The organism is Egibacter rhizosphaerae (assembly GCF_004322855.1).
GTDB lineage: Bacteria > Actinomycetota > Nitriliruptoria > Euzebyales > Egibacteraceae > Egibacter > Egibacter rhizosphaerae.
Genome location: NZ_CP036402.1, coordinates 4519457 through 4531803 on the forward strand (window position 1 = coordinate 4519457; position 12347 = coordinate 4531803).

Sequence of the window (12347 nt, forward strand, 5' to 3'; positions counted from 1 at the left end):
CGGCCCACGGAACCGAACCCGCGACTGGCTCGAACGGCACGGGCGAGCCGGGGCGGCCCTCCGGCGGGCGTGCTGCGGAGAGGCGCCGGCGACGGGGGGCGGTGGCCGATCATCCCGCGGCCTCCGGTGAGGACGCCAGCCGGGCGCAGCTCGCTGCCGCCACCGACCCGCGGATCGTACGCCGCGGACTGCGGGTGCTCGGGATGGGAATCCGCGAGGAGCCGCGGTCGTTCGCCATCGCCGTCACCGGGTCGGCGGTCTACGGGCTCGCGACGGTCGGCTCCGCGATCGTCCTCGGCGCGGTCATCGATCGGGTGGTCGAGCCCGCGTTCATCCAGGACGAGACGAGCACCCTGGCGCTCGCCGCCGCGGCGGCCGCGCTCGCGGGCGTCGCGTTCGCCAAGGCGGCCGGGATCGTCGTGCGCAAGGTCGCCGCGACCTGGATGCAGGCGGCCCTGCACGCCCGCTACCGCAAGCGGATCACCCGCCAGTACACCCGACTGCCGCTCTCGTGGCACCGCCGGCACACCACCGGTGAGCTGCTGTCGAACGCGAACGCCGACGTCGAGGCGACGTTCTGGCCGATCGCCCCGCTCCCCCTGACCTGCGGCGTGGTGGTGATGCTCGTGGGCTCGGGCGTGGCGCTGGTGGCCACCGACCCGTGGATGGCGGCGGTCGGCATCGCGGTCGCCCCGATCATCAGCTTCGTCAACTGGCGGTTCAACACGGCCATGCGTGGACCGGCGACCCGTGCGCAGCAGAAGCGCGCCGACGTCGCCGAGGTGGCGCACGAGTCGTTCGACGGCGCGTTGGTCGTCAAGACCCTCGGCCGCGAGAGCGAGGAGACCCAGCGCTTCCGCGAGGAGGCCGATGAGCTGCGTGACGAGCTCATCCGCTTCGGGCGCATCAAGGCGGTGTTCGACCCCCTCATGGAAGCGCTGCCGGCGCTGACCATCCTCGGTCTCCTCGTGGTGGGCGGTCTGCGCTTGGAGCAGGGCGCCATCTCCACCGGCGACCTCGTGCTCGTGGGCTACCTGTTCACCCTCCTCGCGTTCCCACTGCGAGCGATCGGGATGATCCTCTCCGACCTGCCGCGGTCGGTCGTCGGCTGGAACCGTGTCGAGAGAGTGCTGAAGGCCGAGAGCGACGAACCCGACGGCGAGGCGGACCTGCCGCGCGCCGACGGCCGCCCGGCGGACCTCGCGCTCGACGAGGTCCGCTACGTCTACGAGGATCCCGGGGCTCGGGAGACGCTCGGCGGAGCGCCCGGTTCCCGGCCCCGTTCCGCGGAGGAGGATCCCCGCGCCGAGGCGGCGTTGCGGGACGTGACGTTCGATGTCCCCGCCGGGCGCACCGTCGCGCTCGTCGGCCCGACCGGTGCGGGCAAGTCGACGATCGCCTCGCTGCTGGTGCGCCTGGCCGACCCGGCGGGCGGGTCCGTCGCCGTCGACGGGGCCGACGTGCGCGAGCTCAGACGTGCCGCGCTCACGCGCGACGTCGCGGTGGTCCTGCAGCACGCGTTCCTGTTCGACGACACGATCCGCGAGAACGTGACCCTCGGAGCGGACGTCGACGACGACGAGGTGTGGCAGGCCCTCCGCGTCGCACAGGCCGAAGGGTTCGTCAGCGAGCTCGACCACGGCCTCGACACGGTCGTGGGCGAGCGCGGGACGACGCTGTCGGGCGGGCAGCGGCAGCGCGTCGCGCTCGCTCGCGCGCTCGTGCGGCGCCCGCGATTGCTCGTGCTCGACGACGCGACATCGAGCGTCGATCCCTCGGTGGAGGCGGCGATCCTCGCCGGCCTCCGGGAGGCCGAGCTGCCCGCGACGATCCTCGTGGTGGCCTATCGGCGCGCGACCATCGCCCTCGCGGACGAGATCGTGTACGTCGAGCGTGGCCGGGTCGTCGATCGCGGGAGCCACGACGACCTTTTCGCGCGAGTGCCCGGCTACCGGCACCTCGTGTCCGCCTACGATCGCGCCGAGCGCGCGGGCGGGAGCGACACCTCGCACGGGGGCCGCGGATGAGCGCGGCACCCGGCACCGACCGGGCGGCCGAGGATCCCCGCCGCACAGGAGCGGGCATCGAGGCGCGCCGCACCGCGGGCGCCTGGCAGACGCTGCGGCGCGGCTTGGCCCTCGCGCCGCAGCTGCGACGCGGGCTCACCCTCACCCTGTTGCTCGCCGCGGTCGCCACCGCCGGCAAGCTCGTGGTGCCGATCGCGGTGCAGCAGACCATCGACGTCGGGCTCCTCGACCCCGACGGGCCGCGGCTCGGCTTCGTCGTCGCGGCGACGAGCGCGGCCGCGCTCACGCTCGCGGTGACCAGCAGCGCCCAGTACGCCATGATCTCGCGCCTCGTGCGGGCGACCGAGACGGCGCTGGCTGCGCTGCGCGTGAAGGCCTTCCGGCACATCCACGACCTCTCGGTGCTGAGCCAGGCTGCCGAACAGCGGGGCTCGCTGGTCAGTCGGGTGACCAGCGACATCGACCAGATCAGCCGCTTCATGCAGTGGGGCGGGGTCATCATGCTGGTGAGCCTCGGTCAGCTGGTGCTCGCGACCGTGGCGATGCTCGTCTACTCCCCGCTGCTCGCGCTCGTCGTGCTCGCGTGCTTCGCGCCGCTGGCGCTCGTGTTGCGGTGGTTCCAGCGGCGCCTGTCCGCTGCCTACGATCGCGTTCGCCGCAAGGTCGGGGCCCTGCTGTCCGCGATCGCGGAGAGCGTGGTGGGCGCCTCCGTCGTCCGGGCGTACGGCATCGGCGACCGCACCACGCAGCGCATCGACCGTGCCGTCGAGGAGGAGTTCGACGCGACGTACCGCGCGGGGCGCTTCGCGGCGGGAATGTTCGCCAGCGGCGAGGCGATCGCCGGTGTCGCGACCGGCCTCGTCATCGTCGTCGGGGTCCCCCTGGGGCTCGCCGGCGGTCTGGCGCCCGAGGGGGAGCCGTGGGTGGGCCGGCTCGCCGCGTTCACGTTCCTCGTGAACCTCTTCGTGCAGCCGATGCAGGTGGCAACGGAGGTCCTCGACCAGGCCCAGAAGGCGATCAGTGGCTGGCGGCGGGTCATCGCCGTCCTCGACACCCCGCCCGACGTGGCCGATCCCGAGCGCCACCCGGTGACCGGCGATGCCTCCGGCGGAGGCGACGCGCCGTCCGGGACGGCGGTCTCGGTCCCGCCCGGGCCGATCGCGGTGCGGTTCGATCACGTGTGGTTCCGCTACCCCACCGGCCCACCGGTGCTCCGCGACGTCGACCTGTCGATCGCGGCGCAGTCCCGGGTCGCGATCGTCGGGGAGACCGGATCGGGCAAGACCACCTTCGTGAAGCTGTTGACGCGGCTGATGGACCCCACCGACGGCGAGGTGCGCGTCAACGGGGTCGCCCTGCCCGACGTCGGGTTCTCCAGCCTGCGGCGAAGGCTGGTCATGGTGCCTCAGGACGGGTTCCTGTTCGATGCCTCCATCGCGGACAACGTCCGGTACGGCCGCCCGAGCGCCACCGACGAGGACGTCGAGGTGGCCTTCACCGAGCTCGGCCTCGCCGACTGGCTCGAGCGCCAGTCCGACGGGCCCGCGACCCCCGTGGGCGAGCGGGGCGAGGCGCTGTCGACCGGTGAGCGCCAACTGGTCGCGCTCGCGCGGGCGTACGTCGCCGACCCCGACCTGCTCGTGCTCGACGAGGCAACGAGCGCGGTCGACCCGGGGACCGAGGTGCGGATCCAGCGCGCGCTCGAGAGCGTCACCAGGGGTCGGACGGCGCTGTCGATCGCCCATCGCCTGTCGACCGCCGAAGCCGCCGACGAGATCGTCGTGTTCGATGCCGGCCGGATCGTACAGCGCGGTTCCCACGACGCGCTGCTGGAGGACCCTGACGGCGTGTACGCCGGGCTGCACGCCAGCTGGGTCGCGGGCACCCGGGCCGCCGTCGACCCCCGTTGAGGCGCTCGCGTCCGGTGGGTCCGATCGTGATCGGACCGCTGCCCACCCGGTTGTGTGCTGACACGTCTGCTAGCCTCCGAGCCATGTAGGGGGTTGTCGACCGACGGTGATCCCGCGCGTCGAGGGTGCCGTGGCCGGCGTTGCCGAGCCCTCACGAGCACCAGCTGCTCCTGCCGGACGGGCGTTGCCCGGTCCCTCACGGACTTCGGCCGGCCCCCCAGTAGCTCACAACGGACGGTCACCCCGTCTGAGGAAGGACGAATGCCCCATGCAGTCACGTCTCAGTGGCCACCTGCGGTGGCTCCTGCTGGTTGCCGCCCTCGCCCTCGTCGTCGCCGCGTGCGCGCCCGAGGACGATCCCGAGGAGGACCCCGACGACGACGTCGAGGTCGACGACGATCCCGACGAGGACGAACCCGACGAGGACGAGCCCGACGAGGAGGAGGACCCTGACGAGGAGGAGGACCCCGACGACGAGGCCGAGGCGCCCGACGGCGGCGAGTTCTCCATGTACCTCTGCGAGCCGGAGCGCCTGCTCTCGCAGGAGTCGAGCGAGGTCTGCGGCTCGCAGGTCCTCGACGTGCTGTTCACCGGCCTCGTCGCGTACGACCCCGAGACCTCCGAGGTCGTCGAGGGCGGTATGGCCTCGTCGATCGAGAGCGACGACAACGTCGACTGGACCATCGAGATCGAGGAGGGGTGGGAGTTCCACAACGGTGAGGAGGTCACCGCCGACAACTACGTCGACGCGTGGAACTGGATGGCCGATCCCGAGAACGAGATGGGCAACGCCTCGTTCCTCGCCACCGCGGGCTTCGAGGGCTACCAGGAGGTCGCCGACGGTGAGGCCGACGAGATGGCCGGCGTCGAGGTCGTCGACGACTACACCATCGAGGTGAGCCTCGTCGAGCCGTTCGGACCGTTCGAGCTGCTCATCGGCTACACCGGCTTCCATCCCCTGCCGGACGAGTTCTACGACATGGAGGCCACGGAGTTCGAGGAGGCGCCCATCGGCAACGGGCCCTACATGATGGACGGTGAGTGGGAGCGCGGCCAGCGGATCATGCTGGAGCGCTTCGACGACTACGGCGGCGAGCCCGCCAACGCCCAGGCCGTCGAGATGCGGATCTACGACGACGTCGGGACCGCGTACCTCGACTTCGAGGCAGGCGAGCTCGACATCCACGACGGCGTGCCGCCGGAGAGCCGCACCCAGGCCCTCGAGGAGTACGGCGATCGTGCGTTCGACAACGAGGTCTCGTCGTACGACTACCTCGGCTTCCCGACCTTCGTGGAGCCGTTCGACGATCCCGACCTGCGCAAGGCGATCTCGCTCGCGATCGACCGCGAGTCGATCATCGACGTGATCTTCGAGGGTGCCCGGACGCCCGCGACGAGCGCGCTCCCGCCGATCCTGCCGGCACACCGTGACGGCGCCTGCGACTACTGCGAACACGACCCGGAGCGTGCCCAGGAGCTGTACGAGGGGACCGATGGCATCGACGGGACCCTGGAGCTCTACTTCAACTCCGGCGCCGGCCACGAGGAGTGGATGGAGTCGGTCTCGCTGCAGCTCGAGGACACCCTCGGCATCGACGACATCGAGTTCAACAGCCTCGAGTTCGCCGAGTACCTGGAGCTGCACGACGCGCAGGAGGTCGAGGGGCCCTACCGCCTCGGCTGGGTCACCGTGTACCCGAGCCCGCAGTACTCGATGGAGCTGTACCTCGAGGACTCGCCCTCGAACTACGCGGGCTACGACGACCCCGAGTTCAACGATCTCATGGCCGAGGCGAACGCCACCGAACCCGAGGAGGCCGACGAGATCTACCAGGAGGCCGAGGACATCCTGCTGGAGGACCTGCCGATCGCGCCGCTCTGGTACGGCCTCGACACCGTCGTGCACTCGGAGCGGGTCGACAACGTGATCGCGAATACCCGCACCTTCATCGAGGTCGCGGACGTCGAGGTCGTCGAGTAGTCGGCGCACCTCGACTCCCAGGGGGCGGCTCCGTTTCGGACCGCCCCCTGCTCGTGCCATGATGGAGCCGATCTGTTGCCAGCCTGCACCGTTGGTGACGTCCGGGCGGTCCGCTGCGTGCGGGCCGCCGAACGCGACGCCGGCGGATACCCGACGACGGGGGTGACGTGGGGCGCTACATCCTGCGCCGCCTGCTTCAGATGATCCCGGTGGTCATCGGCGCGACGTTCCTGATCTACGCGATGAACTTCGCGCTGCCCGGTGATCCCGTGGCGGCCCTCGGCGGTGAACGACCGCTGCCCGAGGAGCAGCAGCAGCAGATCCGGGATCGCTACAACCTGGACGACCCGTTGCCAATCCAGTACGCGAAGTACATGGGCAACGTCGTCCAGGGTGATCTCGGCGAGAGCCTCGCGGTGCGGCGCGGCTCCGACGTCAGCGACATCATCGCCGACACTTGGCCGGTCACCGCGCGCCTGGCGATCGTGGCGTTCGCCTTCGAGATCGTGATCGGCATCGGAGCGGGCGTCGTTGCCGCCCTGCGCCGAGGCTCGTTCCTCGACAACCTCGTGCGCGGGTCGACGATCCTGATCGTGTCGATCCCGATCTTCGTGATCGGTCTCGTCGCGCAGATCGTGTTCGGGGTCAGGCTGGGCTGGTTCCCCGTTGCGGGCACCGGCGACGGCTGGATCAGCTACATCATGCCCGGGTTCGTGCTCGCCGCGATCTCCTTGGCCTACCTGTCACGCATCACGCGCAACAGCCTGATGGAGAACCTGCGCGCGGACTACGTGCGCACCGCCACGGCGAAGGGCATGACCCGTCGCCGTGTGGTGGGGCGGCACGCCCTGCGCAACTCGCTGATCCCGGTGGTGACGTTCCTCGCCTTCGACCTCGGCACGTTGCTGAGCGGAACCATCGTCACCGAGGGGATCTTCAACCTCAACGGCATCGGGGGCGTGGCGTTCGACGCGATCCGCCAGCAGGACGGCACGGTCGTCGTGGGGATCGTGACGATGTTCGTGCTGATCTACGTGTTCGCCAACCTCGCCGTCGACATCCTCTACGCTGCGCTCGACCCTCGGATCCGCTATGACTGACCCCAGCGCCACGGGCCACTCGGGGACGCAGGCGACCGAGCCGACCGGCGAATCGGTCGCCGAGGGCGCCAGCCTGTGGGGCGAGGCCTGGCGCGACCTCCGCAAGAGCCCCGTCTTCGTCCTGCCGGTTGTGCTCATCGTCCTCTTCACGGTGATCGCCATCTGGCCGCAGTGGTTCACCGACATGGGACCGCGCACGTGCGACCTCGCCCGCTCGGCCGATCCCCCGGAGGCGGGCCACTGGTTCGGGTTCGACCGTCAGGGTTGCGACCTCTACACGCGGGTCATCTTCTCCACCCGAGCGTCGCTGCTGATCGGCCTCATGGTGACCCTCGGCGCGCTCGCGATCGCGATGGTGCTCGGTTCCCTGTCGGGCTACTTCGGCGGGTGGCTGGACGGCCTCCTCGGGCGCATCGCCGACATTTTCTTCGGCATCCCGCTCGTGATCGGCGCGATCGTGCTGCTCACAGCGGTCGTCGATCGGGGCGTACTCCAGGTCTCGGGGGTCCTGATCCTGCTGGCCTGGCCGCCCATGTTCCGCCTCATGCGGTCGACGGTGCTGAGCGTGCGCGAGACCGACTACGTGCAGGCTGCCAAGGCCCTCGGCGCGGGGCACGTTCGGACCATCCTGCGCCACGTCGTGCCGAACGCGATCGCGCCGGTCATCGCGTACGCCACCGTCTTCATGGGGGTCATCATCGGTGCGGAGGCCACGCTCACGTTCCTGGGCGCGGGGCTGCAGCTGCCGGCGCTGTCGTGGGGCGTGCTGCTCAGCAGCCCACCGGCGCGCGAGCTCCTCAACACCCCCCACCTGCTGCTGTTCCCGAGCCTCTTCGTGTCGCTCACGGTCCTCAGCTTCGTCCTCGCCGGTGACACGCTCCGAGACGCCCTGGACCCGAAGCTGCGATGAGCCTGACCCCCCCTACCCCCCGCGCCAGTCACGACCGCGGCCCCGCCCGCCCGGGCGAACCGGTCCTGGAGGTCGAGGACCTGCACGTCGAGTTCCGCACGCCGCGTGCTGTTCTCCACGCCGTGAACGGGGTGAGCTGGTCGGTCGGGGCCGGCGAGACCCTGGCGATCCTCGGCGAGTCCGGCTCCGGCAAGAGCGTCAGCGCCCAGGCGATCATGGGCATCATCGACTCGCCGCCCGGCTTCGTGACGCAGGGCTCCGTGCGCTTCCGCGGCCAGGACCTGTTCGCGATGTCCGAGGAGGAGCGTCGGCGTCGGCGCGGCGATGGCGTCGCGATGATCTTCCAGGACGCCCTCACCGCACTGAACCCGGTGTTCACCGTGGGCTGGCAGATCGCCGAGACCTTCCGGGTGCACCGCGGGACGTCGAAGCGCGACGCGTTCGCGCGCGCCGCCGAGCTACTCGAGCGGGTGGGTATCCCGTCCCCCCACGAGCGCCTGCGCAGCTTCCCCCACGAGTTCTCCGGCGGGATGCGGCAGCGCGCGATGATCGCGATGTCCCTCGCCCTCGAGCCGGACGTGTTGATCGCCGACGAGCCGACCACCGCACTCGACGTGACGGTGCAGGCGCAGATCATGGACCTGCTCGAGGACCTGCAGGCCGACCTCGGCATGGGCATGGTGCTGATCACGCACGATCTGGCGGTCGTCGCCGACACGGCTGACCACGTGGCGGTCATGTACGCCGGGCGCATCGTGGAACAGGGGCCGGTCGACGCCGTGTTCAAGAACCCGGCGCACCCGTACACGCTCGGGCTCATGCGTTCCATCCCGCCGCTGGAGCGTCGCGAGAGCGAGCTCGACCCCATCCCGGGCACCCCGCCGAGCCCGGCCGCCATCCCGCCGGGGTGCCCCTTCCATCCCCGGTGCGCCTTCGCGAGGGACCTGTGCCGCTCCGAAGAGCCTCCGCTCGAGCCCGTGGCCGACCACCGTGCGAGCGCGTGTCACTTCACCGAGGAAGTCCTCGCTGAGGAGGTCCTGCGTGACTCTTGACCTCGGCGGCAGCCAGCCGCTCCTCTCCGTACGGGGGCTCACGAAGCACTTCCCGCTGACCCGTGGGATCGTGTTCCGGCGACAGGTGGGCACGGTCCGCGCGGTCGACGGGGTGAGCTTCGACCTCGCGCCGGGTGAAACGCTCGGGCTGGTCGGCGAGTCCGGCTGCGGCAAGTCCACCACGGCTCGGGTGCTGCTGCGCCTCATCGAGCCGACCTCGGGTGAGGCCCACTACCGGGGCACCGACATCTTCCGAATGTCGACGCGCGAGCTGCGGCGTATGCGCCGCGACGTTCAGATCATCTTCCAGGACCCCTACGCGTCGCTCGATCCCCGCATGACGGTCGGCAAGATCATCGGTGAGGGATGGGAGATCCACCCCGACGTCGTGCCGCGCAACCGCCGGAAGCAGGAGATCGGCGATCTCCTGGAGCGGGTGGGACTCGAGCGCAGCCACGCGGATCGCTTTCCCCACCAGTTCTCCGGTGGCCAGCGTCAGCGCATCGGGATCGCCCGTGCCCTCGCCCTGCGCCCCGAGGTGCTCCTGCTTGACGAGCCGGTCTCGGCCCTCGACGTGTCCGTGCAGGCACAGGTCATCAACCTGCTCGAGGAACTGCAGGCCGACTACGGGTTCGCCGCGCTGTTCATCGCGCACGATCTCTCGGTGGTCCGCCACATCTCCGACCGCGTCGCGGTCATGTACCTCGGGCGGATCGTCGAGACGGGCGACAGCGACGAGATCTACGAGCGCCCGACCCATCCGTACACTCAGGCGCTGTTGTCGGCGGTCCCGTCGCCGGATCCGACGGTGACCCGCCGCGAGCGGATCCGCCTCGAGGGCGACGTGCCGAGCCCCGCCAATCCGCCGAGCGGCTGCTCGTTCCGGACCCGGTGCTGGAAGGCCGATTCGCGCTGCGCCGAGGAGGATCCGGAGCTGATCGACCGCTTCGGGCACGGTCACCCCAGCGCCTGCCACTACGCGGAGCTCGCCGACGTTCTCGGCACCACCGACCGTCGCTGAGGCGAACACGGGGCCGTCGATGGTCGCTCCCTAACCGTTCCGTGACTGATGCTTGACACGCTCCTGACGTCCGTCTGATACCCTCCTACTCATCTAGGAACCGCGCTGACGATCCCCCCGACCGTGTCGCGCTTCACCGTGACGATTGCGGGTGTGCTCAGACGATTCGAGAGCTGCGCGCCCGGGGGTGGCTCGGTCCGGGGGCCGGCAGCGTTTGCCGTCAGGCCAACAGGAGGAGCGACACATGGTGCTGTCCGTGCGCCGCGCATTGCGCTGGCTCGTACCCCTGACCCTGCTCGCTCTCGTCATCGCCGCGTGTGAGGTCGATGACGACGTCGACGAGGCGATCGACGAGGAGGACGAGGCCGAGGAGGACGACGTCGACCCGGCCGACGAACCGGACGAGGAGGAGGAGGAGGAAGACGAGGAGGAGCCCGCCGAAGAGGACGAGCCCGACGATGTCGAGGTCGCCGACTTCACCTACGAGATGGGCATGTTCGAGGACATGGACGTCGACAGCTACTGGACGTATCTCGATGACACCGATGTGTGGACCGCCTACGTCGTCAGTCACACCCCCTGCCAGCTCTACGCGCTCGAGCCGCCGAACTACACGGTGACGCCGGAGCTGGCGACCGAGGACTGGCCGGAGCCCGAGGAGGACGGCGACGCCTGGGTCGTCGAGCTCGACATCCACGAGGGGATCGAGTGGAGCGACGGTGAGCCGATCACGGCGCACGACATGGAGTTCACGTGGAACGCCGTGCTCGACATCCCCCTCGGAGGGCAGTGGGTCTCCTTCTACGAGCCCGAGCCGATGGAGGCGGGTATCACGACCGACATCGAGGCGGTCGACGACACGACCGTGCGGATCGAGTTCGCCGAGGAGCCGGGGCTCGGCACGTGGCCGATGAACGTGGCCCTGGCGCCGATCATGCCCGAGCACCACTGGGGCGACCTCGTCGACGAGGCCGACGACCCCGAGGACTTCCTCGCCGAGTCCGGGCAGGGCTCGCCGGTCTGCGGCGCCTGGGAGTTCGCCGAGTGGGAGGAGGGCGCGTTCGCGGCCTCCGACGTGAACGAGAACTACTTCCTCGAGGGCACCCAGTACACCCACTACGAGGACGGCACCGTCGACATGGTCAACGAGGACCTGGGGATCGACGGCAACTTCGGAGAGGGCGAGGGCGAGGGCGACGTGCTCGCCGAGTACACCGTGGGTCCGTACGCCGAGGAGGTCCTCTACACGCTTTACGGTGACGCCAGCGTGGCCGTGTCGTCCCTGGTCGAGGGCGAGGTGCCGTTCCTGCTCACCGGCCCCGGCATCGAGGAGGCCGCGCAGGACGAGATCATCGACGACGAGGACACCGAGGCCGTCGTCAACCCCGACTACGGCATGCAGTACCTCGGGTTCAACTTCGAGCGCGAGCCGATGAACGACCTCGCCTTCCGGCAGGCCGTCGCCACCGTGATCGACCGGGAGTTCATCACCGACACGGTGATGGGCGGGTCGGCGCTGCCGCTCTACACCTTCATCCCGTCGGGCAACGAGGCCTGGTTCGACGACGAGACCGGTGGTTCCTTCGAGGAGGACTGGCAGTACGAGGACATGGCCGAGCGGCTCGACGACGCCGTCGCCATCCTGGAGGAGGCCGGCTACAGCTGGGAGGGCGAGGAGCCCGGCTTCGACGAGGAGGCCGGCGACGTCGTCTTCGGTGAGGGGCTCACCAACCCCGATGGCGAGGTCATCGACGAGGTCGAGCTCATCCACCCGACCGCGGGCTACGACCCGCTGCGCAACACCGCCGGCCTGCACATCGCCGACTTCATCGAGCAGCTCGGGGTCGAGGTCAACGCCGAGGCGACCGAGTTCGGCCAGCTCCTCGAGCAGGTCGACGCGCCTGACAACCTCGACTACGACATGGTGATTCTCGGCTGGAGCCTCGGGAACGTCGCCTACCCGGACTACTACCACGCGTTCTGGAACTCCGAGAGCCCGGTGAACAACACCGCGTTCGCGCACGACGAGTTCGATGAGGCCTCGAACGCCTTCGTGGCGTCGAGCTCCATCGAGGAGGCCTACGACGTCCTCTGGGAGGACATGGAGCCGATCCTCCAGGAGCAGCTCCCGTACGTGCCGCTCTTCGACACACCGACCGTCGAGGGCTACCGCCCCGACGAGGTGCAGTTCCCGTACACCGAGGTGCTCAGCGGCGTCGAGAACGTGCTCGGGCAGCCGAGCCTGGTGCAGCCGGCGGCAGAGTAGCGAGACCCGACCGGGCGCGGTGTGAGGCCGAGCCCGGCACGCGCGGGGTCGGGACACTCCCGGCCCCGCGCCGTGTCGGC

The 12347-nt window shown here is 70.2% G+C and carries 8 protein-coding genes; all 8 read left to right on the top strand.

What is annotated here, in order from left to right; all coding sequences use genetic code 11:
* The first annotated feature begins 101 nt into the window (after positions 1-101).
* The 8 genes from ER308_RS20735 to ER308_RS20775 all read left to right on the top strand — a co-directional run bounded on the left by ER308_RS20735 (position 102) and on the right by ER308_RS20775 (position 12267).
* On the top strand, positions 102-2027 hold the full coding sequence (locus tag ER308_RS20735) for an ABC transporter ATP-binding protein (protein WP_205745783.1): 1926 nt from the start codon (positions 102-104) through the stop codon (positions 2025-2027).
* Positions 2024-3937 (top strand): ABC transporter ATP-binding protein, encoded by a 1914-nt coding sequence (locus ER308_RS20740; protein ID WP_131156735.1) that lies wholly within the window; start codon positions 2024-2026, stop codon positions 3935-3937. Before ER308_RS20735 ends, ER308_RS20740 begins: the two co-directional genes overlap by 4 nt.
* A 268-nt stretch (positions 3938-4205) precedes the next feature.
* Complete coding sequence (locus ER308_RS20750) at positions 4206-5918, top strand: peptide ABC transporter substrate-binding protein (RefSeq protein ID WP_165492292.1); 1713 nt, start codon at positions 4206-4208, stop codon at positions 5916-5918.
* Between the two features lie 167 nt (positions 5919-6085).
* Positions 6086-7018, top strand: a complete 933-nt coding sequence (locus tag ER308_RS20755; RefSeq protein WP_131156738.1) for an ABC transporter permease — start codon at positions 6086-6088, stop codon at positions 7016-7018.
* Positions 7011-7928 (top strand): ABC transporter permease, encoded by a 918-nt coding sequence (locus ER308_RS20760; protein WP_131156739.1) that lies wholly within the window; start codon positions 7011-7013, stop codon positions 7926-7928. Before ER308_RS20755 ends, ER308_RS20760 begins: the two co-directional genes overlap by 8 nt.
* Positions 7925-8980, top strand: a complete 1056-nt coding sequence (locus ER308_RS20765) for an ABC transporter ATP-binding protein (protein ID WP_131156740.1) — start codon at positions 7925-7927, stop codon at positions 8978-8980. The genes ER308_RS20760 and ER308_RS20765 overlap by 4 nt, the downstream gene beginning before the upstream one ends.
* Entirely contained in the window at positions 8970-10001 is a 1032-nt protein-coding gene (locus ER308_RS20770) for an ABC transporter ATP-binding protein (protein WP_131156741.1), read from the top strand. The genes ER308_RS20765 and ER308_RS20770 overlap by 11 nt, the downstream gene beginning before the upstream one ends.
* Positions 10002-10245: 244 nt before the next feature.
* Positions 10246-12267, top strand: a complete 2022-nt coding sequence (locus tag ER308_RS20775; protein ID WP_131156742.1) for an ABC transporter substrate-binding protein — start codon at positions 10246-10248, stop codon at positions 12265-12267.
* The last annotated feature ends 80 nt before the right edge of the window (positions 12268-12347 follow it).